Annotated in this window: 28 protein-coding genes, 1 pseudogene and 3 riboswitches; of the genes and pseudogenes, 18 read left to right on the plus strand and 11 right to left on the minus strand. The window is 40.9% G+C overall.

Annotated elements, in window-relative coordinates; all coding sequences use genetic code 11:
- Positions 1 to 161: 161 nt before the first annotated feature.
- The gene (locus tag WKU33_RS00335) at positions 162 to 761 is read right to left on the minus strand and encodes an SAM-dependent methyltransferase (protein WP_232334368.1); all 600 of its coding nucleotides are present in this window, start codon (positions 759 to 761) and stop codon (positions 162 to 164) included.
- Positions 762 to 1170: 409 nt separating this feature from the next.
- Here WKU33_RS00335 and WKU33_RS00340 point away from each other — a divergent pair, with 409 nt between their 5' ends.
- A complete protein-coding gene (locus WKU33_RS00340; RefSeq protein ID WP_340452684.1) occupies positions 1171 to 2358 on the plus strand; it encodes a murein hydrolase activator EnvC family protein in 1188 nt (395 codons plus the stop codon).
- 224 nt (positions 2359 to 2582) lie between these two features.
- Entirely contained in the window at positions 2583 to 3674 is a 1092-nt protein-coding gene (locus tag WKU33_RS00345) for a glycerol dehydrogenase (protein ID WP_188859079.1), read from the plus strand.
- A gap of 70 nt (positions 3675 to 3744) precedes the next feature.
- Here the strand turns inward: WKU33_RS00345 and WKU33_RS00350 are convergent, their stop codons facing one another.
- The gene (locus tag WKU33_RS00350) at positions 3745 to 4908 is read right to left on the minus strand and encodes a dicarboxylate/amino acid:cation symporter (protein ID WP_188859078.1); all 1164 of its coding nucleotides are present in this window, start codon (positions 4906 to 4908) and stop codon (positions 3745 to 3747) included.
- A 215-nt stretch (positions 4909 to 5123) separates the two neighbouring features.
- Here WKU33_RS00350 and WKU33_RS00355 point away from each other — a divergent pair, with 215 nt between their 5' ends.
- Both WKU33_RS00355 and tenA read left to right on the plus strand, forming a co-directional pair.
- On the plus strand, positions 5124 to 6359 hold the full coding sequence (locus WKU33_RS00355) for a hemolysin family protein (RefSeq protein ID WP_340452686.1): 1236 nt from the start codon (positions 5124 to 5126) through the stop codon (positions 6357 to 6359).
- Positions 6360 to 6450: 91 nt separating this feature from the next.
- A riboswitch (TPP riboswitch) is annotated at positions 6451 to 6560 on the plus strand.
- Positions 6561 to 6731: 171 nt separating this feature from the next.
- The gene (gene tenA / locus WKU33_RS00360) at positions 6732 to 7406 is read left to right on the plus strand and encodes a thiaminase II (protein WP_188859075.1); all 675 of its coding nucleotides are present in this window, start codon (positions 6732 to 6734) and stop codon (positions 7404 to 7406) included.
- Positions 7407 to 7456: 50 nt separating this feature from the next.
- Here the strand turns inward: tenA and WKU33_RS00365 are convergent, their stop codons facing one another.
- On the minus strand, positions 7457 to 7651 hold the full coding sequence (locus tag WKU33_RS00365) for a hypothetical protein (RefSeq protein WP_188859074.1): 195 nt from the start codon (positions 7649 to 7651) through the stop codon (positions 7457 to 7459).
- A gap of 186 nt (positions 7652 to 7837) precedes the next feature.
- Positions 7838 to 8014, plus strand: a riboswitch (cobalamin riboswitch).
- Positions 8015 to 8198: 184 nt separating this feature from the next.
- On the opposite strand from WKU33_RS00365, the gene WKU33_RS00370 reads away from it, so the two are divergent.
- On the plus strand, positions 8199 to 8681 hold the full coding sequence (locus WKU33_RS00370) for an acyl-CoA thioesterase (RefSeq protein WP_156856150.1): 483 nt from the start codon (positions 8199 to 8201) through the stop codon (positions 8679 to 8681).
- A 352-nt stretch (positions 8682 to 9033) separates the two neighbouring features.
- Here the strand turns inward: WKU33_RS00370 and WKU33_RS00375 are convergent, their stop codons facing one another.
- The gene (locus WKU33_RS00375; RefSeq protein ID WP_188855912.1) at positions 9034 to 9294 is read right to left on the minus strand and encodes a hypothetical protein; all 261 of its coding nucleotides are present in this window, start codon (positions 9292 to 9294) and stop codon (positions 9034 to 9036) included.
- A 248-nt stretch (positions 9295 to 9542) separates the two neighbouring features.
- On the opposite strand from WKU33_RS00375, the gene WKU33_RS00380 reads away from it, so the two are divergent.
- Positions 9543 to 10709 (plus strand): DUF4367 domain-containing protein, encoded by a 1167-nt coding sequence (locus WKU33_RS00380; RefSeq protein WP_340452691.1) that lies wholly within the window; start codon positions 9543 to 9545, stop codon positions 10707 to 10709.
- 78 nt (positions 10710 to 10787) lie between these two features.
- Here the strand turns inward: WKU33_RS00380 and WKU33_RS00385 are convergent.
- Both WKU33_RS00385 and WKU33_RS00390 read right to left on the minus strand, forming a co-directional pair.
- Positions 10788 to 10880: pseudogene (locus WKU33_RS00385) on the minus strand (SDR family oxidoreductase); the annotation flags it as partial.
- 22 nt (positions 10881 to 10902) lie between these two features.
- On the minus strand, positions 10903 to 11409 hold the full coding sequence (locus tag WKU33_RS00390) for an HXXEE domain-containing protein (RefSeq protein WP_188855910.1): 507 nt from the start codon (positions 11407 to 11409) through the stop codon (positions 10903 to 10905).
- A 109-nt stretch (positions 11410 to 11518) separates the two neighbouring features.
- Between WKU33_RS00390 and WKU33_RS00395 the strand changes: the two genes are divergently transcribed.
- The 7 genes from WKU33_RS00395 to WKU33_RS00425 all read left to right on the plus strand — a co-directional run bounded on the left by WKU33_RS00395 (position 11519) and on the right by WKU33_RS00425 (position 15824).
- Entirely contained in the window at positions 11519 to 11824 is a 306-nt protein-coding gene (locus WKU33_RS00395) for a hypothetical protein (RefSeq protein WP_188855909.1), read from the plus strand.
- Between the two features lie 424 nt (positions 11825 to 12248).
- Complete coding sequence (locus tag WKU33_RS00400; RefSeq protein ID WP_156856155.1) at positions 12249 to 12887, plus strand: hypothetical protein; 639 nt, start codon at positions 12249 to 12251, stop codon at positions 12885 to 12887.
- A gap of 304 nt (positions 12888 to 13191) precedes the next feature.
- Complete coding sequence (locus WKU33_RS00405) at positions 13192 to 13500, plus strand: hypothetical protein (protein WP_188855908.1); 309 nt, start codon at positions 13192 to 13194, stop codon at positions 13498 to 13500.
- An 84-nt stretch (positions 13501 to 13584) separates the two neighbouring features.
- Positions 13585 to 13686, plus strand: a riboswitch (TPP riboswitch).
- Positions 13687 to 13793: 107 nt separating this feature from the next.
- The gene (gene thiM / locus WKU33_RS00410; RefSeq protein WP_188855907.1) at positions 13794 to 14573 is read left to right on the plus strand and encodes a hydroxyethylthiazole kinase; all 780 of its coding nucleotides are present in this window, start codon (positions 13794 to 13796) and stop codon (positions 14571 to 14573) included.
- A gap of 1 nt (position 14574) precedes the next feature.
- Complete coding sequence (locus WKU33_RS00415) at positions 14575 to 15189, plus strand: cysteine hydrolase family protein (RefSeq protein WP_188855906.1); 615 nt, start codon at positions 14575 to 14577, stop codon at positions 15187 to 15189.
- Complete coding sequence (locus WKU33_RS00420) at positions 15190 to 15549, plus strand: Lin0512 family protein (RefSeq protein ID WP_156856159.1); 360 nt, start codon at positions 15190 to 15192, stop codon at positions 15547 to 15549. It begins immediately after the preceding gene.
- A 32-nt stretch (positions 15550 to 15581) separates the two neighbouring features.
- Entirely contained in the window at positions 15582 to 15824 is a 243-nt protein-coding gene (locus WKU33_RS00425) for a DMT family transporter (RefSeq protein ID WP_188855905.1), read from the plus strand.
- Positions 15825 to 15835: 11 nt separating this feature from the next.
- Here the strand turns inward: WKU33_RS00425 and WKU33_RS00430 are convergent, their stop codons facing one another.
- From WKU33_RS00430 to WKU33_RS00440, 3 genes are all read right to left on the minus strand, one after another.
- Positions 15836 to 16162, minus strand: a complete 327-nt coding sequence (locus WKU33_RS00430) for a nucleoside triphosphate pyrophosphohydrolase (protein WP_188855904.1) — start codon at positions 16160 to 16162, stop codon at positions 15836 to 15838.
- Positions 16163 to 16266: 104 nt separating this feature from the next.
- On the minus strand, positions 16267 to 17373 hold the full coding sequence (gene menC / locus WKU33_RS00435; protein ID WP_188855903.1) for an o-succinylbenzoate synthase: 1107 nt from the start codon (positions 17371 to 17373) through the stop codon (positions 16267 to 16269).
- A 49-nt stretch (positions 17374 to 17422) separates the two neighbouring features.
- Complete coding sequence (locus WKU33_RS00440; RefSeq protein WP_156856163.1) at positions 17423 to 18412, minus strand: aromatic acid exporter family protein; 990 nt, start codon at positions 18410 to 18412, stop codon at positions 17423 to 17425.
- Positions 18413 to 18561: 149 nt separating this feature from the next.
- On the opposite strand from WKU33_RS00440, the gene WKU33_RS00445 reads away from it, so the two are divergent.
- Positions 18562 to 19404 (plus strand): aldo/keto reductase, encoded by an 843-nt coding sequence (locus tag WKU33_RS00445; protein WP_336252678.1) that lies wholly within the window; start codon positions 18562 to 18564, stop codon positions 19402 to 19404.
- A gap of 27 nt (positions 19405 to 19431) precedes the next feature.
- The gene (locus WKU33_RS00450; RefSeq protein WP_156856165.1) at positions 19432 to 19929 is read left to right on the plus strand and encodes an LURP-one-related/scramblase family protein; all 498 of its coding nucleotides are present in this window, start codon (positions 19432 to 19434) and stop codon (positions 19927 to 19929) included.
- A 516-nt stretch (positions 19930 to 20445) separates the two neighbouring features.
- Here the strand turns inward: WKU33_RS00450 and WKU33_RS00455 are convergent.
- Complete coding sequence (locus tag WKU33_RS00455) at positions 20446 to 21642, minus strand: coenzyme F420-0:L-glutamate ligase (protein ID WP_340452698.1); 1197 nt, start codon at positions 21640 to 21642, stop codon at positions 20446 to 20448.
- Positions 21643 to 21778: 136 nt separating this feature from the next.
- Here WKU33_RS00455 and WKU33_RS00460 point away from each other — a divergent pair, with 136 nt between their 5' ends.
- The 3 genes from WKU33_RS00460 (at position 21779) to nagE (ending at position 24631) form a co-directional block, all read left to right on the plus strand.
- Positions 21779 to 22666, plus strand: coding sequence for a LysR family transcriptional regulator (locus WKU33_RS00460; RefSeq protein WP_340452699.1), 888 nt, complete (start codon positions 21779 to 21781; stop codon positions 22664 to 22666).
- A gap of 66 nt (positions 22667 to 22732) precedes the next feature.
- A complete protein-coding gene (locus tag WKU33_RS00465) occupies positions 22733 to 22885 on the plus strand; it encodes a hypothetical protein (RefSeq protein ID WP_340452701.1) in 153 nt (50 codons plus the stop codon).
- A gap of 291 nt (positions 22886 to 23176) precedes the next feature.
- On the plus strand, positions 23177 to 24631 hold the full coding sequence (nagE, locus tag WKU33_RS00470; protein WP_340452702.1) for an N-acetylglucosamine-specific PTS transporter subunit IIBC: 1455 nt from the start codon (positions 23177 to 23179) through the stop codon (positions 24629 to 24631).
- A gap of 26 nt (positions 24632 to 24657) precedes the next feature.
- On the opposite strand, the gene WKU33_RS00475 is transcribed toward nagE, so the two are convergent.
- The gene (locus WKU33_RS00475) at positions 24658 to 25392 is read right to left on the minus strand and encodes a GntR family transcriptional regulator (RefSeq protein WP_340452704.1); all 735 of its coding nucleotides are present in this window, start codon (positions 25390 to 25392) and stop codon (positions 24658 to 24660) included.
- Between the last annotated feature and the right edge of the window lie 35 nt (positions 25393 to 25427).

Genomic DNA, 25427 nt, shown 5'->3' on the forward strand with positions numbered 1-25427 from the left:
GCATACGTCGAATTTAAACTATCGAATAATTGGGGACCTGAGATTTTCGGTTGATGAGCAATGTCCCAGCGCGTTTTAGGATTTTTATAGTCTGATAGTTTTATCAAACAAAAAATGTCTAGTCTTCATTCCGCAATGAAAACCAGACACTAGATAACGAATTAATCTAAGCGATAGATCAGGAATTTCCCATGTTTCCCATGTTTTTTATACGCTTTCACTTTGTTAATTAATCGGAAAGGTGTTTCTTTTTTTAGGAACTTTTTAAATTCGGGTAGGGGATAATAGAAGATGATGTCTACAGACCGTCCATGTTCTTTCACGGATTGCAGAATGTTTTCTACGACTTGTTTGAATATCGTGACCGAAAATGGATTAAAAAAGTAAAATACATTTTGTTCAGGTCTGATTTCATATTGTTCGGCAAGGCCGAATTCAAAGCGGATTGGTGCTTTCAGATGTTTGTTTTTCCTTGTATATAATGCTTTATTTATCTGTGATTCCTCGAAAGTAAGCTCATTCATTTCCACACCTGTTACAGGCACATCGAAATGATGATGGAGGTAAAATGGCACCCTGCCCCTTCCACTGCCAAAATCGACTACATGATCAGTGGGTTTCAGTTTATACGAGCTGAACAATTGTTCAAGAGCAGCATAGGGTGTCGCCTCATACCGATTATAGTCATCCGTCTGTCCACGCCATTCCCTAAGCCCTTTTGTCTTTATTTGAAGCATTTCATCAAATTTTCTTTCCAGCAATCTTACAACTTCACTCCGTCTCTAAACATATTTATCAATCTATCAAGCATTCATTCTACTAAGAAGCCGGGTAAGTAGCAAGGGAAGCGTGTATGGCTTGGCAACTTGTCAGTTCTCAAGCCAAATTATTTCGTGAATAACGGAATATTGTGTCGATATTTGATATACAACTGTAATATCATATTAACTTTTATGAAATGGAGATGTGATAAAGTACCCATAGATTAGCAAAAGTAAACATATAAAGTATAAAGTGAAACTTCATTCAGTGGGGCTTTCCTCCTGTTTAGAAGTGGGGTATTACAGACCGTTAATGCGTGATAAACTTTCACGTTAGTGTTTTTATACATAGAGGACGTTAAATATAGCTTGTTTAGCAATAAATGCGAGGGAAATGGGGAACGAGAAATTGAAGAGAAAGATCGCAGCGATGGCCACTATGGCAGTGGTTGGTTTTGGTAGCGCTTTTTTCAGTACAACAGCATCTGCAGATTCATTAGAAGATCTAAAAAATAAAGAAACCGAACTGCAGCAAGACCGTAAAGACATAAAAGCTAACCTTTCTGAAGCGGAAGAGGAAATAGCTGATATTTTAATTGAATTAGAAGAAACTAATGTTGAAATTAGTCGGATTAAGAAAGCAGTCGATGAAAACAAAGCATCATTGAAGAAGAATGAAGAAGATATATCGAATACACAAGAAGAGATAGATACACTTGAAGTTGAAATTGCCAAGCTAGAACAAGCGATTGAGGAACGCTTTGACATTTTGAAAGAACGGGCTTCTGCTTACCAGAAAAGCGGTGGAGATATCTCCTACCTGGAAGTATTATTCGGATCTCAAAGCTTCGGTGATTTCATTAGCCGTATTAGTGCGATAAATAAGATTACAGACTCGGATGTAACGTTGATGGAACAAATTGAAGCGGATAAAGAAATTGTAGAAGAGAAGCGAGAAGAAGTCGTTGTTAAACTTGAAGAATTAAAAGATTTGAAACTAGAGTTAGAAGAAATGCAAGCATTGATTGAGGATCAGGGGAAAGAAGCGAAGGTCAAGCAAGCTAACATAGAAGAAAAAGAGGAAAAGCTTGTTGCTAAAGTAGAGGAACTAAAACTTGAAGATAATAAGCTAGCAGCACTTGAAAAAGATGTGAAAGAAAATATGACAGCATTAACGCAACCGGCGCCGGATACTCAAATTGCTTCAGATAGTGTTGGATCAAGTGGCGGTTATCTAGCATGGCCAGCGGTGGGAGGCTACATTTCCAGTTATGTTGGACCACGCTGGGGTAGAATGCATCAAGGTATTGATATAGCAAGACCAAGCAATTATAATATTTTGGCTGCTGCAGATGGGGTAGTAACGAAAGCAGGTTCTGCTGGTGGCTTAGGAAATAGAATAGAGATTGAACATAGTGATGGATTAAAAACAGTTTATGGACACCTATCGTCCATCAATGTATCGGTTGGCCAACAAGTAACTACTGGGACAGTAATTGGGATAATGGGTAACACTGGTAATTCAACGGGTATTCATTTACATTTTGAAGTATATAAGAATGGTGCCCTGCAGGATCCAATGAACTACGTAAATTAAATGCTCTTGACTGGCGAAATGATATACTGGGAATATACCGTAGAGAACCCTTATCCACGTTAAATTTTTCCGATAGCTATATTACTTACGCAAACAATACATGATCAGCTGGCTTCCTAGATTAGGGGGGCCAGCTTTTTATACTTTACCTCATATCCAATTGGAATCCATGCAAAAATATAGGGTATACTAAAGGTATAATCAAACATGAGGGAGCGAGTCATATGGCTGCGATTATTTTTCAATCACCGAGTAAGTACATTCAAGGAGTCCACGTATTAAATGAAATTGGTGAGCATGTAAAAAAATTAGGAAATAAACCGTTGATTTTGTCAGATGAAGTCGTGTGGGGAATCACGGGCGAACAGATTGAAGCAAGCTTTAAGGAAACGAGTTTGGATTATCATTTTGTTGAATTCAAAGGCGAGGCTTCTCTTAATGAAATCAATCGAGTTGTAGAAGAAGGTAAAAGTCAGACGGTCGATCTTGTTATAGGTGTAGGCGGCGGAAAAACGTTGGATGCTGCTAAAGCAAGTGCGGATGGCCTCGATGTTGGCGTTGTGATTGTCCCAACAACTGCTTCGACGGACGCACCGACAAGTGCCTTATCCGTTATTTATAGTGATGACGGCGTATTCGAGTCGTATAAATTTTATAATAAGAACCCGGATCTTGTATTGATTGACACGGCAGTAGTGGCAAAGGCTCCACCACGCTTTTTCGCCTCTGGGATTGCAGATGCGATGGCGACATGGGTAGAAGCAAGAGCAACGATCAAGAGCGACGGGGAGACGATGGCTGGCGGGAAGCCAAGTATTGCAGCACAAGCCATTGCAAAAACGTGTGAAGAAACGTTATTTAAATATGGGATCCCTGCTTATCATGCGGTAGAAAAGGGTCTCGTCACGAAACAAGTGGAAGCAGTTGTCGAAGCGAATACATTATTATCTGGTTTAGGATTCGAAACTGGAGGACTCGCAGCGGCGCACGCAATCCATAATGGGTTTACCGTTCTCGAAGGTGATATTCATAAGCTAACCCATGGTGAAAAAGTTGCTTATGGAACATTGGTTCAGTTAATGCTTGAATTGCATTCGGAAGCAGAATTAAGAAAATACATCCATTTCTATCGTGCATTAAACTTACCAACTACATTAAGAGAAATGCATTTAGATAAAGTGTCCTTTGAAGACTTGGTTAAAATAGGTGAAGCAGCGACACAAGCGGGAGAAACAATGAGGAATCTATCTCCAGACATTACCGCGGAGGATGTAGCACACGCGATTATAGCAGTTGACCAATTCAGCCGGAACTAGGGAGCAATCCTAATAGCTCGCATATGAAAAGGAAAAGGTGCTGACAAAAAATTGTCTAGCACCTTTATTTTTATGCGGCTGGATCTTCTGATTTCGCTCCAATGATTTTATCGACCATCATCGCGATTGCGCCGTCACCAGTCACGTTTGTTGCAGTACCGAAGCTATCCTGCGCCATGTATAATGCAATCATCAATCCAAGTGCTGTTTCATCGAAGCCGAGCATGGTGCTAAGCAGTCCTAACGCTGCCATGACGGCACCGCCTGGAACTCCGGGAGCAGCAATCATAATAATTCCAAGCATTAAGATGAAGGGAATCATCATTCCGAACGTTGGGAGAGACATCCCGCTGGAAAGCACCATAACTGCTACGGAACACATGACAAGTGTAATCGTACTTCCCGCTAAATGAATGGTCGCACATAATGGAACAGCCGAATCAGCTACACCATCTGTTACTCCATTATTCTTGGAAGAGCGGACCGTTACCGGAATAGTGGCTGCGCTGGACATGGTTCCGAGCCCGGTAAAATAGGCTGGAAGCATGGTTTTTAGCGAAGTAAAAGGATTTTTCCCGGCAAGCGTACCTGCGACAATATAAAGCACGATAAGCCATACCCAGTGGATTGCAATTGCCATAAGAAGTACGAGTCCAAATGCTTGAAGCGTGTCAAATACCGTTCCATCTGCAGCAAGTTCGGCAAAAATACTCGCAATATAAAACGGTAAAATCGGGATGATGACTTTCCAGATGAGGCGTTCAATAATTTCCTTTCCTTCATCAAAGAAAGCTCTTAACGTTGGGCTTTCAACCCTCGTGATCCCGATTCCGAAGACGAACGCTAGAACTAAAGCCGTCATCACACCTGTAATTGGATCAATTGTAAGTTCAAATATAGGCTCGAAGCCACTGGCTTCTTCCGCGGACGCTCCACCATTTCCAACGAGCTTTGGTATAACAAAAAGAGCAACGATAAATGCTAACGTGCCCGCTAAAATTGTGGATATATAAGCAAGTCCCCCGGTGATCCCAAGCATTTTCCCGGAATGCTTACCGAAGCTCGCAATCCCACTGGCAATATAAAAAATGATGATGAGCGGAATCGCAAATCCGAGGAATTGTCCGAACAGTTCTTTGAATGTCACGATAATCTTCACGATGAAATCTGGGATAACTAACCCGATAAGAATACCGGCAACAATACCCACTAGTAATTTTACGATTAATTTCATTCCTTCACTCCTTCCCGAGTATGAGATTTCTTTAAATATACCACTGACCCTAGTCAAATTCAAGAAAATTCCTAGATTTCTCATAACGAAAGTTGTAGCTTCAAATTAATGAAAATATGTTGATTCCCAGTCAAATAAGGGAATACTAACGGTACCATTTCCCAAATTGTGTCGAATGGTTTTTTAACGAGGAATTTTTGAAGCAAAGTAGGTGAATGCTTGTGACGGTTTTATTTATTGGTATCATTATCCTTTTTATCGCATCTAGTTATTTTTCAGGTAGTGAGACGGCACTTACGGCAACGAACGAGATGAAGCTGCAATTAAAAGCGGCTAACGGGGATAAAAAGGCAGAGCGCTTACTCAAACTCGTCAACAATCCAGATCTCTTTATCCCAGGTATTTTAATCGCTAATAATGTTCCGAATATCGTGCTTCCTTCCCTTGTAACAATTGTCGCGCTCGAGTACGGATGGAATATCGGAATTACGACGACGGTGCTGACTGTATTAATTATTATATTTGCTGAAGTCATGCCGAAATCGGTTGCTGCAGCTTTTCCTGAGCGAATTTCTTACCTCGTCTATTATCCGACGATGATTATTTTACACATTTTAAAGCCATTTATTTGGTTACTTAATCTGCTCACGAAAACAACAATTCGCTTACTTGGAAAAGAGGAGGACGAAGAGGTCACTATTTCGAAGGCAGAGATGCGAGCAATGGTTGATATCGCTCACACAGAAGGTACGTTTAAAAATAATGAGATGTACCGATTGAAATCGATGCTTGATTTCCAGACATTAAATGTTTCGGATGTATTGAAAACGCACCGGGTAGAGATGAAGGCCATCCCGACTGATATCGCTTTTGAAGAAGCAAAGGAGTTTTTATTGGAAAATCATCATACACGGTACCCGATTTACGAAGGGGATAGCGATAATATTGTAGGTGTCTTCCATTCGAAATTTATTTTATCTTGGTCCATTCAACCGGAAAAAGGGATTCGGGAGTTCTCTGATATGGATCCCTTATTTATTTACGAATTCAATTCGGTTGATGCAGTTTTCAAAAAGATGACGGACGCTAAGAAGCATATTGCTATCGTGCTCGATGAATATGGTGGAACAGAAGGGTTGATCACCCATGAAGATTTAATCGAGACCATGATTGGCGAGGATATTGAAGATGAGATGGATGAGGACGACGCACTCATCCATGAGCAAACGGAAACGTTCATTATTTGTGATGGACGGCTTTCGTTGCACCGTCTTAATAATGTCTTCCAAATTGATATCCCGGAGGAAGCGGATAATGTGGCTGGTTTTATCTTGAATCGATACAGTTATTTGCCGGAAGAAGGGGAAGTATTCACTTTTAAAAACTTAGAATTTAAAATTTTAGAAGTAAGTGAACGAAGAGTGCACTTGGTTGAAATTAGGAAACTTTAGAACGACCTATCGCGTGGCTTAAGGGAGGTTGAATGTCCATTCTCCTTGCTAACGTCCTTTAAATATGTAATAGTAGAATTAATAGAATATTTCTCACCACTAGGGGTGCATTATTTGCTGAGAGAGTCAGGTGGAAAACTGTCTCAACCCTTCGAACTTGATCTAGTTGATACTAGCGAAAGAAAGCGGTGTTTGATAGCGACAAATCAACATGTTACGCGCAGACCGCCTTTTTCCATTATAAAAAGAGCGGTCTTTTTTAATGGGAAAGGTAAAAGTGTTTCATACACATGTAACGAAAGGCTTTCGGCAAATCGAGACATACCCTTTGTGGTGTAGAGAGGTTCTATACCAAAAAGGGAGGAATAAATCATGAGTGAACAGTTTACAGATCGTCTGTGGAAAAAGGTCCAGCCAATTTGGGAAGCTTACTTGGAGCATCCGTTTGTAAAGGGAATCGGGGATGGGACGCTCGATAAGGAAAAGTTCAAGCATTATATGAAGCAGGACTATGTCTATTTAATTGAGTATTCGAGAGTTTTTGCAATCGGGAGCGCAAAGTCACCGGATTTACATACGATGACGATGTTTGCGAATCTATTGCACGGGACATTGAACATGGAAATGGAATTACACAGGGAATATGCAGCCCGCTTTGGTATTACAAGTGAAGAACTCGAGGAAACTGAACCATCAGCAACGATGACTGCTTATACAAGTTATATGCTGAATGTTTCCCAGCTTGGCGGTGTAGAGAATGCGATTGCATCTGTGCTGGCCTGTGCATGGAGCTATAACTATATTGGAAAAGAATTAGCGAAAAACCCAGAGTCATTAGAGCATGAGTTTTACGGTAATTGGATTCAAATGTATTCCTCAGAAGGATTCACCGAGCTTGCCGAAAACTGCCAGAAGCTCATTAACGATTACGCAGCAGGAAAATCTGAAAAAGAGTTGCAAGCGCTTGAAGATATTGTTGTAAAAACAAGTAAATTTGAATACATGTTCTGGGAAATGGCAGAAAATATTGAGATGTGGCCGTTATAAGAGAGTAATGGGGGAGTGCTTGTCGCTCCCCCCTAATTTTGTTAAGCGGTTTATTCTCTTTTTTCCTTATCTTTCCTTGAATCACTTGATGGCATTTTCAATCCTGTAAACGGATTGATCTCATATGACATATCCCGATCATGCTCTTTCTCTGTTTTACTTACATTCTTACTTAATGCAACAAAATACCAAACAAAGGGTACTGCGACAATGAGCAATATAAGTCTTGGAATCCAGTCGCTCAACAGATCACTCCTCTTTTAAAGTTAGCGAATATTGTAATGATTATTTCTAATTATTCATTATTACGTTCCACATTTGCTATATGTTTATGTTTCGTTTTTAATAAACTTCCATTAACATTGCTAATTTAAACAATCTATACTATGCTTGATACAATACTTAGCTTTTTATGGAAAATAACTACATACGATAAGACCCGTAATCATGGTGTCTAAGGAGACTTAATAGGGAATCTGGTGTGAAACCAGAACTGTACCCGCAACTGTAAATGCTGACGAAATAAGTAAATCCACTGTCTTGGACGGGAAGGAATTAGAGTAGGATGAAGCATAAGTCAGGAGACCTGCCATTATTATGAAAGTTATCTTCTTCGGGAGCTGGGAAGGTATAATGAGGTTTATTCTGACTTTTAACGGTAAAAGATTACTGTTTTATTGAGGATGCTATCTTTATTATACCCATCAGTTCTGATGGGTTTTTTCATTTCCTTAAAAACTCTCCCGAAGTCTCTTAAGCGGTCACTTCAAAGAACAGAGAAGAGGTTATGAAATGGAAGAAAAATTACCAGCGACAATTTCGAGAACAATTCAGACGAAGCTTGTTTTACCTCCGGATACAAACCATATGGGAACAATTTTTGGAGGAACTGTTTTAGCATCAATTGACGAAATAGCGGCGATTGCTGCTATGAAGCATAGCGGGAGTGTGGTCGTCACGGCATCGATCGATACGGTGAATTTTCTCTCAACTGCTAAGGCGGGTGATATATTAAAATTGGAGGCGGTCGTCGTCTCTACGGGCAGAACCTCGATGGAAGTGTATGTGAAAGTGGAATGCCAGCATTTGGATACAGGCGAAATAACAACGACGACTACTGCAATTCTGACGATGGTTGCAATTAATAGTGAAGGAATTCCAACCAAAGTGAGTGGCGTGATTCCGGAAACGGAGGAGGAGAAGCGTCTGTTTCAAAGTGCGCAAATAAGGAAAAGTCGACGGATGCAGATACGGGAGTATTCAGAGGGCAGGTAAGAAAGAATCCTGCCTCTTTCCCATTATACATGAAACTATAAAATAAAAATGCTGTGATAACTTAGGTATCCGGGGCTAGCTACGTCCGGCTCCAGCGCCCAGCAACTATCAAACTTCACACTCCTCCAATCGATAAAGAAGACTTGCCGAGCGGTCTTTGTGAGGCTTAGTCGCCTTTATACCCTTGTGGTGAAAGTCAACATCAACTCACTATCGTTCGTTGTGTTTCCTTTATCTCATTCCGGAGTGCTCCAGTTTGTACGTTGCTACGACGCACAGGATGTGCTAGTGCAGGTGTTGCGACAGGACGTCGCGTTTTTAACCTGCAAGGGCGCTTGCGCCTTTGTTTTCATCATTTAATATTTTCTTTCCTACGCCTTGCAAACTTCACGAAGGTCACATAAGCAACAGAAGCAGCAAGCGCAGCAGTAAACAATGGTAGCCCAAATGAATTGCAGCCTGTAATAACGGTTTCCTGGGAGAGACCAGTACGCATGCTCCAAGCTGAACTAATATTCGGAGTATATATCCATGTTAGAAACATGCCAGACAGTACCTGGAATACGGTGAACATTACAATAAAACTAATGATAAAGACAAGATACTTTTTCATTAAATATCCTCCGATTCATACATTTATATCTTACATACGAGTGGCAAGTAATTAAGTTTCATTTTACTAAAAAATAAAATTCATATCCATCTAAATAACTATCCCCATTTACCAAGTATTGGGGTATAATATTCTTTAGTTTTACAAAAGGGATTTTCCTATACATGTCTACATGAGAGAGGAGTTAGGGGTCACTTTTTCAATTGTTATTTTTAAAGATGTTGCATAAGTAAAAGGGGGAAAAAGAGATGAGAAAAACCATTGCCTTATTGATAATGGCAAGCTTCTTACTGCTTGCCGCTTGTGGGGAAGATAAGGAGCCGTTAACAGAAGGCCAAGTGTTGGAGCAGGCAATTCAAGCGAATGCTGATTTAGAAAGTTATACGACAGAGATGAAGATCGATACAGAGATTATGGATATGATTGTATCGATTGAAGGTACGGCTGACGTCACACATGATCCGGACACACTTTATTTAGACATGACGATGGGGATGACTGGAATTTCTATGGATGTGGAGACATATATCGTTGGTGAAGAAGTGTATATGAACATGTTCGGTGAATGGTTCATTACGGATGAAGAAGAAATGGGACTAGAGAGCTTTGACCAATTAAATGAAGGTGAACTTGAAAAACTAGAGGCGTTTGCTGATCAATTTGAAATGACGGAGGAAGAGGATCAGTATATCCTTGCGTTAACCGGTGAGGGAGAAGAATTTGAGGAATTAATCGAACCATATTTCGATACATCAATGGGAGATTTGACGATGGATATTGACTTGGAAGAAGACCTTTCCGACATTACGATTAACAGTTTTGAGACCGAAATGAAGGTTGATAAAGAGTCAATGTTGATCCAATCACAAACTGTTCAGGCGGAATTTGAAATGGACGGTGAATCTATTCAAGTTACAGCGGAAGCTACGGTGTCGAATGTGAATGAAGTTGAGCCAATTGAAATTCCAGAAGAAGTAAAAGAAAATGCTGTAACGGAAGAGGAATGGGAAGAAGATTTTGCATTTCTCGAGGAAGAAATGTCACTTGAGGAAATTAAGGAAAATGTAGATTATACGATTCCCGATGTTACATTCGTACCGGAGGGCTATGAAATGACGGAATCCTATTATTCCTCGGATGATGAGTCAGAGATGGTCTATCTCATTTATGAGGATGAAGATTGGAACGGCTTCGTATTTAGCATCTATCCTTCACAAGAGGATTATGATGGAATGTTTGAAGGGGAAGAGACGGAGACAATCACTATTAATGGTAATGAAGGTAATCTGGCGGTTGATGATGATGGTTTCATGTGTCTCACTTGGGAACATGAAGATGTGTTTCTTGAATTAATTGGCGAAGAATCTGAAATGCCGAAAGAATTGTTTCTGCAAATAGCAGAGGGGATTGAGTAAGAGCACATTTCGTCTAATAAAAAGCGACAGGGAATATTTTTAGATAATCTCTGTCGTTTTTTTGGTGTGAAAATTTTATTATATTGCGGTAATTCCACCATCCACGATAAACTCAGAACAAGTGGAATAACTGGATTCGTCGGATGCTAAGTAAAGGACAAGATTTGCTACTGTTGAATTTTGTCTCGAGGAGTTAGTTCCATTTTTCTGCTGCTTTATGACTGAGGAGAAAAATAGGAATAAACAAGATTAGAATTACGACTGCACCTAATAAATTGTTGAATGTTAATAAACCAGTATTAGATATATGATAAGAAAGAATAATATAATAAGGAATGATCAGTGATACAGAAGTCCAAAGACCTGGAGTATAGCTGCGTAAGTATAAGGATTGTACGGGATAGGTAAAAATATTTAAAGCAAATAACAGATTTAACCCGAGAAATAGAAGATAGTGCTCAGTTATTGTTGTAATTACAATCAGAATAGCTACTGGGATAGAAAGTAAAAATACAACGAAAGAAAATCTGGCTGCATTCATTGTCTCAAATTTCCTGAGTTCTTCTTCTACAAAAGCAGGGATTCTTTTGCGAATTCTTGGATACGTTTTGTTGAACCATTTTTCAATTGTCATGATTTCTTCTAGGTTGTGGAGCATGAAAATGATGGTGAAAATTAGGACGAATAGATGGATATCCATAACCTTTTAACTCCTTTCTTAGAAATGCTCTTTTTTAAAACCTTTCTATAACAGTATTTTAACATGATTATTCCTATCTTTATACGAGTTTATAATTAATACTTTTCGCATGGCTGGAAGGCAATCGGCGGGTAGGTTATTATCTGAAGGCTGTCTTCCTTTAAAAAGAGTAAAATATTTTCTCCGCTTGAATACATTAAAGAAGGAAAAGATATTTGGAGGTGTACTCATTATGTCATCACCACAAGAATCAAAATCAACAAACTCTTCAAATGAGATAATATCTTTAGAAGAACTTTCCTTTGTTTCAGCCATGTTCTTTGTTATCGGTGCAATGATCTCCTTTTATGTTGCTTATAAAAGACTTAAAGATTCGTCTTTAGGTGGACCGCCGATATTGCAACCCGTGCCATAAAGTGAAACTCATTCAGTGGGGATATCCTTACCTCTCCCACTGAATGTTAGTTGAACAGAATCATGGATTTATTACGGACTGTATATCCCAACCTTCATATATTGGGTTTCCCTCATGTTTCAATCGATGTATCGCAGGACTATCGCATGATATTTTCCAGGAACGGATTAATACAGAGAACTTGACAATCGAAACCGTGGCAGAAAAGATTGCTTTGAAATCTGAAATCCAACTAATCACCGATAAACGGGGGAAATTCAAGAGAAAGCTAGACAGGTTAAAAATACAACTTAGTCATATCCGATGGTTTTAAGAGAATTTATAGGCGCAATCATTGAAACCAAACACTCACTTCCGCCGTAAAACTACAAGTGAGTGTTTTTCATATTAACCTAAACCAATTCCAAAAGGGGAGAGCCACCAAATGACCTTTCTAATCCAACATCAATGGGAAATTTTTATCGCTGCAGAGATACTGTCCTTTATCTCATTAATTCTATTCGGGGTCATCCGCTATTTTTTCAACAAACGGAATTTAAGTCTTATCTTTCTGCTGTCTTTTCTCGGCTTATTTATCGTTGAGGGAGTGCTTGCTCTCCTTATTTACCGGGAAACAGGCGAGATTTCGATGTTTCAAATTGTTATTTTGATTTTTATTTTGTATGCGTGCACTTTTGGCATCAATGATTTCCGGAAGTTGGACCGTTGGATGCGCTTGAAGATTGGTAATTTGCGCGGTATCGACTTACTTACTGAAAGGGATAAAGAAATCATCAGGAGACAAAAAGACCCGAAATATATTGCCAAAATCAATCGATACAGCTCCATTTTCCATTTACTTATATTCGCAGCCGTCCAGATTGTTTTCTGGAGCTATGGAATAAAGGATCTCAATCAGGCGATGAATTACCTGACTGATCTTTCGTGGATTGGTGATGACAATTACTTGGCATCACCTTATGCAAATGAAATGATGTATAACATTTCAATGGTTTGGGGGATTGTTTTTATTATTGATTTCATTTATTCGTGGTCTTACACCATTTTTCCGAGCAAGTCTTAAGCGGGAAGTGGGGTATTTAGGAATCTTAACATCCTGACGTTGATAGCTCCTCTTAGGCGAAATGAGCTGGTCAATAGGGATTGATAACCTTCTATATGTCCGGAATACTGTCATGTTGCTCACGGAATTTGTATTTTCGATATTCTGAATGCATAGTCACCTGAGAAAAAGGATTCATCTCGTTTTCCGACCCAAATTTCATGTCAAAAATAGGGATTTGTCTAGTGCGGTTTCCTGTACTCTGCCATAGGCTGTAGGGAAGGGAAAGAACAGGATAAAATTTTTCTTGAAAAGGAGCATATACATGCATGGATTTGTAAATCATGTACCGATGCATCATTCGCCATTACCATATCCAGAAATGCACCGGGCTCGTCCGCCGGGTCCGTTTGGGCCAGGTGGCGGTATTGATCCGCTTGCAGCTGGATTAATAGGAGCAGGACTAGGATTTTTAGGTGGCAGTTTAATCGCTGGAGGACCAGGTTTTGGCTTTGGACCGGGATACGGTCCTGGGTTCGGTCCAGGGGCCGGATTTGGTTACGGTCCTGGCTTCGGACCCGGCCCGGGATTTTGGCAGTACGGTCCCGGATTCGTGCCATATGGTGGTTTTTAATATAAAAGAAAGGGTTTGGGTGCACGCACGCAAACCCTTTCTTTTATATTAAAAATAAGATAGACTAGTCATAAAGAATAGATATTTTTCCACTAGGGGTGCCAGTCGGCTGAGATAAGACTTTTTCTTAATCCCTTTGAACCTGATCTAGTTCATACTAGCGTAGGAAAGTGGAGTTGGTATACATACTTAAATTGTATTAATAACCACTCCAATTCCCGGGGTGGTTTTTCTTTTTTAAAAACTACCTCGCCCTTAATCTATTTCAATTTACTAAAAAGGAGGAAGTTTACATGAACTATATTGCTAAAATTCGAGAAAAAAGTCCGTTTATCTATAACATCACGAATGAGGTTGCGACAAATTTTGCGGCAAATGGTTTGATTGCGATTGGTGCGTCTCCAGCCATGTCGAATACACCAAAAGAGGCGGAGGAGAATGCGAGTCATGCGGATGCTGTCGTATTGAATCTCGGAACTTTAACCGAGGATCGGGCCGAGGCGATGCTGCTTGCTGGCCTTAAAGCGAATGAAAAAGGAATTCCAGTCATTCTTGATCCCATCGCAGCAGGGGGAACAAAATTCCGTACGAAAGTGATTAATGAATTATTGGAAAAGGTGAAATTCGCTGCTATCCGAGCGAATGCTGGGGAAATTTCTGTACTTGGCGGAGCGCTTGATATTATGAAAAGCCCTGACTCTACGGTTGAATCGATTGATCCGAAAATTGCTCAAACAGTAGCGAAAGAATATGATACGGTTGTTATTGCAACAGGGAAAACAGACGTCATTACAGACGGAACGCGCATGAGTCTTTGTAATAATGGGCATACCATGCTACAAAATATTACGGCAAGCGGGTGCCTGCTTTCGTCTCTCGTTGGGCCTTATTTAAGTGTTGCCGAAGACTTGTATGAGGCGAGTGTGGAAGTGACTGCAGCTTACGGGATAGCTGCGGAACTTGCGATGAAAAAGGCGGAAGGGCCGGGCACGTTCATCCCTGCTTTGCTTGATCAGCTTTATCTGCTGGATCAGGAGACGGTGAATACGTATAAAAAGCTGCAAGAGATTTAGAATGAATACAACAAACGGGAACGTAGCTCTACTTCTAGTCGATTTACAAAATGATTTTTGCCATCCGGAAGGCACCGCAGGTAAACGCGGGAAAGATATTCATGCTTTTTATGAAAAAATGAAACAGATGAAGGATTTGCTAGAAGCAGCACGAGAATGTGAGATTCCAGTGATTCATGTGATCTCGGAACATAGTGCTTGGACGGAATCCCCTTCTGCAAATGAACGATTCGGCCGAAGCAATCAGAAAAGTAATTTATCCTACTGTGAACCTGGAAGCTGGGGAGCGGAAATTCATGAGTATTTCACTCCGCTTCCAGGAGAAAAAGTTGTCGTAAAACATCGGTATAGTGCGTTTGTCCATACAAATCTTGAGCTTTTATTACGCTCAAATGGTATAAGCCATCTTACGATTATTGGAGCTTACACGAATGTGTGTATTGACACGACTGCTCGTGATGCTTCTATGAGAGATTTTTTCGTAACGGTTCCCTCTAATTGTGTCGTCTCGGATAATGAAAAACTACATCACGACGCATTAGAGTTACTCCAAGGAACATTTGCAGAAGTTGTTCACGCAGTTGAAGTAAAAAAACAATGGAAAGGGGAAATATAATTGAAAGAAATTCTATTTATCGAAGCAGGAATGGGAATTGATCTCCACGGCCAGGACATAAATGTAGCTGCCGAACGTGCGATTATGGATGCGATCCATTATAATTCCATGCCAGGAATAAGGAAAATGCTGCCAAGTCAAGACTTGAACAATATGCGGGTGAACGTTAAGCTCGCTGTACCAAAAGACGAGGAAAAGCTTGACCATGAAAAAATTAAAAGTTTGCTTCCTTATGGAACGGTAACGGTAGAAACCGTTGCTGGAGGTATGGCGACAACGAGCGGTATTTTCCTTGAAGATCAACAGGATGAAAATGATTTAATGTATATTGTGAATGCAGTCGTTGAGGTTGGGTATTAATGAAATGACATTTAGTTTAGTTGGTAAAGCAAATGAGTATGATGATGGGTGGGCTTTTAGTAGGCAGTCAATCGTCCGTCAACGCCTCACTGGGTCGGAGAATTGGGACGATTGAAGGTGCACTCATCTCTTTTCTGACTGGTACAGGTTTGCTTGCGATACTGGTGCTTTTCTTTGGACAGGGAAATTTATATATAAGGGGAATGTCCGGGCGAGGAAGCTCGAGCAGTCCGGAAAAAAGGCATGTTAAAATGAGGCACTTAGGGAAAGTCTAAGTACCTCATCGCTATTTCTCCTCCACATCAACCAAATAAATCTTCTCTTCAAACCCGCCACATTCCTCTGCCTTTTTGGCCCGACGTTTTTCTACATCTTCCATCGTGGTGTCGTGGATACCGACAAGGGCCTGCATGACTTCGAGGATATCAGCAAGTTCCTCTAATGCATCTTCGTCATTTGCTGCATCTTGATATTCCATCACTTCTTCATTCAGTTTCTTTTTTAGCTCCATAATATAACGATCCTGGTTAAGGGTTTCGGTATTGAAGGCTTGACCGTTTTGTTCCAATATTGACGGAATACCGTCGCGGACAAGTTTATTATACGTCGTCACTTAGGAAACACTCCTTTTTCATTGTTGTCGATTATATGGGGAAGCGAAATTACCTATATTCAATCGTTCCCTAAATACCGACAAGAAAAACGTTCGCTCTCAATTTAACGATAATGTTTCTTACTGAACGTGAATGCATCAACTGCTTCCCGGTCGATTTCATATCCGATGCCAGCTTTCTTAGGAACCGTAATATAACCGTTATTCGCGATAACTTCTGGTGCGATAATATCTTTTTCCCAATAGCGGTCGGAGCCGGATGTGTCACCAGGCAAGGTGAAATTCGGCAGCGATGTTAGCGCAATATTATGGGCCCGGCCAATTCCTGATTCAAGCATCCCGCCGCACCAGACAGAGATACCTTTCTCCGCACAGTAATCATGGATTTTTTTCGCTTCAGATAATCCGCCAACACGGCCAATCTTCACGTTTATAACTTTCGTACTTCCGAGTTCCACCGCTTTTCGTGCATCTTCCAACGAATTGATGCTTTCATCTAAGCAAATCGGAGTTTCCAGCTCTTTTTGCAGCTTGGCATGGTCGATAATATCGTCAGAAGCGAGTGGTTGTTCAATCATCATGAGATTAAATTCATCAAGTTGTTTTAACGTATCAAGATCCTTTAATGAATAAGCTGAATTAGCATCTGCCATAATCGGCAAATCAGGGAAGTGTTCGCGTAACGCCCGGATTACTTCGACATCTTTACCAGGCTTGATTTTCACTTTCATACGCTTATAGCCTTCTTTCACATATCCATGAACCAATTGGATCAAGTCATCGGTAGTAGGCTGAATGCCAATACTGATGCCAACCTCAATCTGTTCACTCTTCCCGCCAAGTGCCGCTGCAAGAGATTGGTTCGTTTGCTGGGCATAGATATCCCAAACTGCACCTTCAATCGCGGATTTTGCCATATTATTTTTCCGGATGGGGGAAAAAGTGTCACGCACTTCATCCGGGTGCTGCAATTCTTTATTGAGGAGGAGTGGAATAAGAAAATCCTCAAGCATATGCCAGTTCGTCATCATCGTTTCTTCGGTGTACCAGGGGGCACGGAAGGCGACCGATTCTCCCCAACCAATCGTTCCACTTTCGTCTTTTGCCTCTAGCAGTAGAAAGTCACGATTTTCTAGCGTTCCGAAACTTGTTGCAAAAGGAGATTTTAATTTCATTTGTAAATGGCGGATGGTGATCTCTGTCAATTTCATGATTCATTTCCTCCAAATTCAATCTTGTTCTTTGTTTTTTACTTAGACTTTACACTCGTACACCTGCGCGATTAGAAAAAGGTTCGCGTTGCCGCATCACTTTCTTCTTCACTAGCAAATAATTCTTAATTTCAAAAAGCAAGTAAAAGAGATTGGCCCGCACTTCGAATTCTTCTCTTGTCTTTGGTAGTTCATTTTCACGGAAAATTTCTTCGTAAGACTCTAACTTTTCGAGAACAGGATCAATGTTCTTCGTGCGGACGTTTTCGCTAATGTTCAATAATAGGTCGGCAACCATTTCGCGTTGTTCCACATGGATCTCTGAGAGGGAAACGATGCCTATAATTGGCAGCATTTGTCGCAATATGGCGAGCTGTTCTTCGCGCAATCTGAAATAATGATAGTCTGTTCTTTTTTCTTGTAATAAATTGTTTTCAATATCTTGGATGGCCATCGATTTCGCTTGATTAATAATTTCTTCCGCTTCATTAATCTCTTGTCCGTCCCAATTCCGGTGATTATCTTTTAAGAAAGCATGGAATTCATAGAGGATTTTTGCATACTTTTCTTCAATTTCATATTTGAACCTATCAATGTCTTTTCTCATACTCGGCATAACACTGTTTACAATGAATGCAATTCCAATCCCGGTGAGAATGATAAATAGTTCATGGAAGAAAACTTCAAAACTTGCATTTCCAATCATATAAATATGGGAGAGGACAACCATGCTTGTGATAAATCCGTTTTGAATCCGCGCTTTCATTAAGATCGGTATAAACAGAAGAATGAAAATCGCAAATACAATCGGGTGATAACCTAATAATTCAAAGACCACCATACCGAGAACGAGTGAAAGAAGACAAGCGAAAAATTTATCCTTAATCGTGTAGATGGTTCGTTTTTTCGTCCGTTCAATACACATAATGACAAGAATCGCTGCAAAGGTTGCAAATTGAATGTCAACAAGACTTGCAAACCACATCGCAATACCTGCACCGACTGCTGTTTTAATCGTTCGGTATCCCATACCAACCATCCGAAACACCTCTCTTCCCTGATGACTTTCATTAGATCTATTATAGACTGTTGGAGAAGGAAGGAACAGAATTCCGGTCGGTGAGTGTGTTATACTAAATTTAATCACTCATTTAAATGGAGAAATCAATAGAAAAGGAGATGTTTTACATGATTAGATCGATTCCTGAAATTACATTAAATGATGGACTATCAATCCCGGCAATTGGACTAGGGACGTATAAAATGAATGGTAACGCTGGGGTCCGGTCGATTATAAGTGCGATAGACAATGGGTATCGTCTGCTTGATAGCGCTTATAACTATGAAAACGAAGGTACAGTTGGGGAAGCTGTCCGTAAAACTGGTGTACAGCGTCAAGATTTAATCATCACGTCGAAGCTGCCAGGGAGATACCATCAATACGATTTGGCCGTGCAGACGATTCAAGAGTCCTTGTACCGGGCGAATCTCGATTATTATGATTTATACCTCATCCACTGGCCGAATCCGAAGCAGGACGTGTATGTCGAAGCTTGGCAGGCGTTAATTGATGCAAAAAGATGGGGCTTGGTTCGTTCAATTGGAACGAGTAATTTCCTGCCTGAACATATTGAACGGCTGGAAAAAGAAACCGGTGTGAAGCCAAGTGTGAACCAGATTGAATTGCACCCGTTCTTCAATCAGAAGGAGCAGCGGAAGTGGCATGAAGAAAATGATGTTCAGACACAATCCTGGAGTCCACTTGCACGTGTAAACAACGTGCTTGATAACGATATTCTAACGGCAATTGCGTCACGCCATAATAAGTCCGTATCTCAAGTTATTCTGCGCTGGCATTATCAGTTGGGATCGGTTGCTATTCCAAGATCGACTTCACCGGTTCGTCAGCGGGAGAATCTTGCTATCTTTGATTTTGAATTATCACAGGAAGAAATGAATAAGATCGGCGAATTGAGTCGTCCGGACGGGAGAATGAAAAACCAAGATCCAGCTGAGTATGAAGAATTTTAAACTGGCGAAGAAGTGTGAGGATACCTTATGAAGGAACTGTATATAAAGCAAAAAATACTTAGCTTAAGCGGCAGGTTTACGGTAAAAGATGCAGATGAACGGGATGTATATACCGTAGAGGGTAGCTTCATGAAAATCCCGAAAGTCTATACGATTAAGGATGAGAGAGAAGCGGAAGTCGCCCGAATTACGAAGCGAATGCTTACCTGGATGCCGAAGTTCACCATTGCTGTTGCCGGTGAAGAAGTCATTACGATAAAAAAGGAATTTTCTTTTTTTAAACCGCGCTATTCGATTGATGCGATTGGCTTAGAGGTGACAGGAGATTGGTGGGGCATGGATTTTGAAGTGTATCAGCACGGAGCGTTTATTGGAGAAGTGAAGAAAAAATGGTTTACTTGGGGCGATAGTTACCAAGTTAAAATAAGTGATGAATCCGAAGAAAACCTGATGATTGCCCTCGTTGTCGCGATTGATTGCGTGAAAGCAGATCAATCAGCAGCTGCCGCTTCGCCGGGAAGTTGAATAGAAACGGGTCCCCAAGTGAAAATTTTCCTTGGCGACCCGTTTTTTGTAATTGCTTTGGGAACTGTATGGTAATGATACTGTGGATGACTACATTTAGCCGAGTGAATAGGGGCGTTTTAATCTTTAATCGTCCGTTTGAATTAGGTTAGATTTCGTTCGGTCGATTAGAGATGTCTTAATTACTCGAATGAGTTAGACTTTCCTTCGTTCGGTCGATTATAAGGGTCCTAATCACCCGAACGAGCTAGAATAGCCTTCATTCAGTCGATTAGTAGTGCTCTAATTAATCGAATTGGCTAAATTCGATTTCGTTCGGATAAATAGGGATGTTTTATTGATCACCCTTTTGCGCCTCCTGATTCCAGCTCGTTTGGTCAGAGAGATCTAATCAACACTTGAAAACAACTCTAATTCGAGCAGTGAAGCTGTCCGTTTATTATAGCCGTCAACAGTATTATTTAAAATCTTCTCCGTGCAGTGATAGGAAATTTGCCAGTGCAAAAGTTGAATTCATTACTTTCCATCGGTGTAGTTATCAAAATATCCTTGAATATAGACAAAAGGTGTTCCTTTGTCACCGCTGCCTGACGTGAGGTCAGATAGAGAGCCGATCAAGTCGGTTAGTTTTCGTGGAGTTGTTCCTTGTGCCTCCATAGATCCGACAAGGTCATCACCCTTTTTATTAATGAACGCGGCAACTGCTTCGTCTAATTCATCTCCGCGCAGGTGACTAAAGTTATTATCAGCTAAATATTTTAATTTGATTTCGTTCGGTGTACCTTCCAGACCTAACGTATAAGCTGGGGATACAACAGGGTCTGCTAGTTCCCATATTTTTCCAGCCGGATCCTTGAATGCACCATCGCCGTACACCATTACTTCAACTGTTTTTCCAGTAGCTTGTTTAACTTTTGCTTGAATCCCGTTTACTAATTCCTGACAATTATTCGGGAAGAGTTTCACACTTTCTTCGGTCGCTTTATTAGAACCGAGTAGTCCGTATGCTTCGTTATAACCACTGCCATTAATCGGTTCTGTTAAAATATCATCCAGTCCGTAAATCGTTTCCGCACCGTGTTTCTTTAGGATCCGTTTCGTCCGGTGACGGGAGTGGATATCACAAGTGAGGACATGCTTCGTGTACTCTAGGATTGATTTCGCGTTATTGGAAAAAATAATCTCGCATTCAATTCCTTCTGCTTCGATAATGCTCCTGTAATATTCAATATAATCGACGCCAGTGAATGGATGTTTGCAATTTCCGAATAACTCGCGGAATTCCTTTTCCGTTAGTACATCTGTCCACGGATTGACTCCTTTATCATCTAAGTCATCAATGCTGACTAAATGGTTGCCAACCTCATCGGCTGGATAGCTCAGCATGAGGACAATTCTTTTAACCCCGCGGGCAATCCCGCTTAAAATGCTGGAAAAACGATTCCGGCTGAGGATTGGGAAGACGACTCCGACCGTTTTATCGCCAAATTTACTCTTGGTATCTTCAGCAATTGCTTCGATACTCGCATAATTTCCTTGCGCCCGGGCAACAATCGACTCGGTCAAGGAAACGATGTCACGATCCCGAATTTGGAATCCCTCGACTTCCGCTGCTTGTAAGACGGTTTCTACGACGATTTCCTCGAGGTCATCGCCTTCATTGATAATCGGTGCTCTGAGTCCACGTGCGGTTGTACCTACTACTCTTACCAATCTGATCTCTCCTAATCTTCATGAGAATATATGATGTACATATCTATTAATTTTTGATTTCCCTTCTTTACTATACCTGTAATTCGTGATATAAGTAAAATTAATAATTATTATACCTAGTATTAGGAGAGTTTATATGATAGAGAACTTGGATTTATATCGAGTTTTTCAGATCGTCAGTCAAAATAAGAGCTTTTCCCAAGCGGCAAAAGAATTATTTATGACTCAATCTGCTGTGAGCCAAGCAATTTCCCGGCTGGAGAAGGGGCTCGAAGTCCAGCTGTTTTATCGGACTCCAAAAGGTGTTATGTTAACGACAGAGGGGAAAGTGCTGCAGGAGCATGTCAGCTCAGCCCTCGGAATTCTTGATGTTGCGGAAGATAAGATTCAAGCGTATAAGGGAATTCGGCGTGGAGAGTTGCGAATTGCGGTTGGAGATACAATTTCCCGTTATTTTTTATTACCTTATTTGGAAGAGTTTCATGCGCGATTTCCTGGTATTAAGCTGAAGGTGTTAAATGGTACGACTCCGGAAATATTAGGTTTTTTGAAAGCTGGGGAAGCGGACGTCGGTGTATGTAATTTACCGATTGATGATGAGCAGTTTGAAGTTACGCCATGTATGGAAATCCATGATATTTTCGTTTGCGGAGATAAATATAAACGGATTTCGAAACATCGGATCAGCTATGATCATTTAATGGAACTACCGCTCATCTCTTTTGAAAAAAATACGGTCTCCCGTGATTATGTGGATGCGTTTTTTAAAGATAGAGGATATGAACTGTCTCCGGTATTCGAACTTGGTTCATATGATCTTATTATGGATTTTGCGAAAGGGAACTTAGGCATATCTTGTGTTGTTCGCGAGTTTTCTCGTGAGTATTTAAACCGCGGTATTGTCCATGAAGTATTGCTGGAAGAGGAAATTCCGAGCCGGTATATCGGTATTGTCCATTTAAAAACAGTCCCACTCTCCCGCGCCGCAGCCAAGTTTGTCGAAAGCATTAAACCGAGGATTTAGAAATGGGGAGGGACATTGGGGTCAGAGCACTTGTCCCACTAGGGCGGGACAAGTGCTCTGACCCCAATGTCCCTCCTTGCTCCAAGCTCGACGATTATAAGAGCCGCGATTATAAATAGTGTTATCGCACTAGCTATCGCCTCACTGGCAGAGAAAGGGATTACTCCGCCTGTTTTTCTTAGTGGGAATGTGGATGGAGCTGATGAGCATAATGAGTAATTAATGAAAAAGCATAAAGAGCTGTTTTCTTAGGTATAATGATGGATTTGCATACGTATAGTTGTATAGACAACCATACTGTATTTTGATAAAATAAATATGAATAAATCTTTTTTTACGTGCTACCAATCAGTTTGAAGATGGAAGGGAGGGCAGTAGCAAAAGTTAAATTTTCCTTTTAAATGACAGCGCTATCATATTTCGTTTTTTATTAATCTAACATGAAAGATGAAAGGAAAATGACCTAGAACAAGCTTTATCATCATTAAATTCTAGAAGAGGATGATTATTATGATGAAGTATTTACAAAACCTTGGTAAATCGCTCATGCTCCCTGTAGCTGTACTGCCGGCTGCCGCGATCCTGATGGGGATCGGTTACGGGATTGACCCGGAAGGATGGGGTGAGGCGAATAAGGTAGCAGCTTTCCTCATTAGTGCCGGTAGTGCTATTTTAGATTTCCTCCCTGTTTTATTTGCAGTTGGTGTCGCAGTCGGTATGGCGAAGGAAAAGGATGGATCTGCAGCGCTTAGTGGTTTGGTAGGCTTTTTGATTGTTACTACAGTGCTTTCTGTTGATAATGTGGCTCTCCTTCAGGGGATTGAAGCGGAAAGTGTGAATGCGGCTTTTGCCAATATTGAGAACGTCTTTGTCGGTATTATTTCAGGTCTTATTGCTGCCGCGATGTATAATCGATTTAGTAAGACGAAACTTCCTGATGCGCTCGCTTTCTTTAGTGGAAAACGGCTTGTTCCGATAATGACAGCTGGTACGATGCTTCTTTTGTCTTTACTCTTTTTGTTGATCTGGCCAATTGCTTATTCTGGATTAGTAGCATTCGGTACGGCAATTAGTAACTTAGGTTCTGTTGGTGCTGGGCTTTATGGCTTCTTTAATCGGCTATTAATTCCAACTGGACTGCATCATGCGCTAAACTCTGTATTCTGGTTTGACGTGGCTGGGATTAACGATATTGCTAATTTCTGGTCCGGTCAAGGGGAAAAAGGGATAACTGGAATGTATCAGGCCGGATTTTTCCCAATTATGATGTTTGGTTTGCCAGCAGCAACATTAGCAATGTATCATACGGCTAAAACGAGAAGAAGAAAACAAGTTGCTTCTCTACTGATGGCCGCGGCTTTTGCAGCTTTCCTGACAGGTGTAACCGAACCAATTGAATTTTCCTTCATGTTCTTAGCTCCATTCTTGTATGTTGTGCATGCAGCCTTAACAGGATTATCCTTATTTATTGCATCGGCCTTTGGCTGGACGGCAGGTTTTAGTTTCAGTGCCGGAGCAATCGACTTTTTCTTGAGTTCGCGGTTGCCACTTGCGAATCAGCCATGGATGCTTATTGTGCAGGGTCTTGTGTTTGCGGTAATTTATTATTTCTTGTTCCGTTTCTTAATCGTTAAGTTCGATATGAAAACGCCGGGCCGGGAAGATGATGATGAAGTTGTGGAAGCGGCGACTGAATCAGCCTCTGGTGCAGGTGATCGCTTTGCAGTGATGGCTCGTGAAATTTACGCAGGTCTTGGTGGGGATGAAAATGTTCTCTCCGTTGATAATTGTGCGACGCGGCTCAGGCTGGAAGTTAAAGACGCACAACAGGTAGATCAGCCTAGAATTAAAGCAACTGGTGTGCCGGGCGTCCAAATTGTTGGGAAAAACAATGTTCAGGTTATCGTTGGTACCCAGGTGCAAGCAGTGGCAGATGAGGTAAGGAGCATCCGAAATAAAAAATAGCGGAAAAAAGATGAAACGGGGATACCTTAGGGTTCCCGTTTCATCTGTAAATGGAAGATATATTTATCTGCACGGTAAGCGGACTTCACGTATTCAACAGGGGTTTCTAAGTCTTCTTGTAAATAACTTGTCCGTTTCATGAGTAATATCGGATTCCCCTCTTTGATGCGTAAATGGTTGATTTCATCATCTTTGGCGAGTGCAGCCTCGATGCTCTGGGTGCCGTATCCTATTTGCAATTGAAGCTTGTTCTCCAAATAGTGATAGAATGAGGTTGTGACATCTTGTTCCGTCATTTCCCCGACAAGTTTTTTGGGAGTATATACTGTCTCAAGGGCAACGGGTTCATCGTTTGCAAGGCGGATTCGTTTGATTTCGTAAATGGTATCCGCTGCATTTAATTTTAAAATAGAGGCAAGCTCGGTGTTTCCTGAAATAGTTTTAAAACTGATCAGTTTATTCGATGGGATGAGTCCGCGGCTTTTCATATCTTCACTGAAACTAGTTAAACCGGAAAGATCTTGTTCGAACTTATTCTCCGCGACAAAGGTGCCTTTTCCTTTTTGACGGTATAAAAGTCCTTCGCTTGCAAGATTGTTGATCGCTTGTCTTACAGTCATCCGACTAATATTATATTTCTCTGTGAACTCTCGCTCAGATGGCAATAGATCACCAGGTTTTAGCTCGTTCGTTTCAATTAATTGCCTGATTCGTACTTCTAATTGATAATAAATTGGGATTGGTGAATCTTTATCAATCATACTAAAAACCCCCCCTACTTATCTTCACTAATTGT

Source organism: Oceanobacillus sp. HCA-5259, assembly GCF_037892815.1.
Taxonomy (GTDB): domain Bacteria; phylum Bacillota; class Bacilli; order Bacillales; family Amphibacillaceae; genus Oceanobacillus; species Oceanobacillus indicireducens.

Coding starts and splice junctions, on each gene's coding strand:
- WKU33_RS00355 (WP_340452686.1), top strand. CDS start 5,124: ATGCTTGTGACGGTTTTATTTATTGGTATCATTATCCTTTTTATCGCA.
- WKU33_RS00395 (WP_188855909.1), top strand. CDS start 11,519: ATGGCTGGAAGGCAATCGGCGGGTAGGTTATTATCTGAAGGCTGTCTT.
- WKU33_RS00445 (WP_336252678.1), top strand. CDS start 18,562: ATGATTAGATCGATTCCTGAAATTACATTAAATGATGGACTATCAATC.
- WKU33_RS00440 (WP_156856163.1), bottom strand. CDS start 18,412: ATGGTTGGTATGGGATACCGAACGATTAAAACAGCAGTCGGTGCAGGT.
- menC (WP_188855903.1), bottom strand. CDS start 17,373: ATGAAATTGACAGAGATCACCATCCGCCATTTACAAATGAAATTAAAA.
- nagE (WP_340452702.1), top strand. CDS start 23,177: ATGATGAAGTATTTACAAAACCTTGGTAAATCGCTCATGCTCCCTGTA.
- WKU33_RS00350 (WP_188859078.1), bottom strand. CDS start 4,908: ATGAAATTAATCGTAAAATTACTAGTGGGTATTGTTGCCGGTATTCTT.
- WKU33_RS00465 (WP_340452701.1), top strand. CDS start 22,733: ATGTCCCTCCTTGCTCCAAGCTCGACGATTATAAGAGCCGCGATTATA.
- WKU33_RS00390 (WP_188855910.1), bottom strand. CDS start 11,409: ATGGATATCCATCTATTCGTCCTAATTTTCACCATCATTTTCATGCTC.
- WKU33_RS00375 (WP_188855912.1), bottom strand. CDS start 9,294: ATGAAAAAGTATCTTGTCTTTATCATTAGTTTTATTGTAATGTTCACC.
- WKU33_RS00380 (WP_340452691.1), top strand. CDS start 9,543: ATGAGAAAAACCATTGCCTTATTGATAATGGCAAGCTTCTTACTGCTT.
- WKU33_RS00345 (WP_188859079.1), top strand. CDS start 2,583: ATGGCTGCGATTATTTTTCAATCACCGAGTAAGTACATTCAAGGAGTC.
- WKU33_RS00450 (WP_156856165.1), top strand. CDS start 19,432: ATGAAGGAACTGTATATAAAGCAAAAAATACTTAGCTTAAGCGGCAGG.
- WKU33_RS00415 (WP_188855906.1), top strand. CDS start 14,575: ATGAATACAACAAACGGGAACGTAGCTCTACTTCTAGTCGATTTACAA.
- WKU33_RS00370 (WP_156856150.1), top strand. CDS start 8,199: ATGGAAGAAAAATTACCAGCGACAATTTCGAGAACAATTCAGACGAAG.
- tenA (WP_188859075.1), top strand. CDS start 6,732: ATGAGTGAACAGTTTACAGATCGTCTGTGGAAAAAGGTCCAGCCAATT.
- WKU33_RS00405 (WP_188855908.1), top strand. CDS start 13,192: ATGCATGGATTTGTAAATCATGTACCGATGCATCATTCGCCATTACCA.
- WKU33_RS00425 (WP_188855905.1), top strand. CDS start 15,582: ATGAGTATGATGATGGGTGGGCTTTTAGTAGGCAGTCAATCGTCCGTC.
- WKU33_RS00460 (WP_340452699.1), top strand. CDS start 21,779: ATGATAGAGAACTTGGATTTATATCGAGTTTTTCAGATCGTCAGTCAA.
- WKU33_RS00400 (WP_156856155.1), top strand. CDS start 12,249: ATGACCTTTCTAATCCAACATCAATGGGAAATTTTTATCGCTGCAGAG.
- thiM (WP_188855907.1), top strand. CDS start 13,794: ATGAACTATATTGCTAAAATTCGAGAAAAAAGTCCGTTTATCTATAAC.
- WKU33_RS00475 (WP_340452704.1), bottom strand. CDS start 25,392: ATGATTGATAAAGATTCACCAATCCCAATTTATTATCAATTAGAAGTA.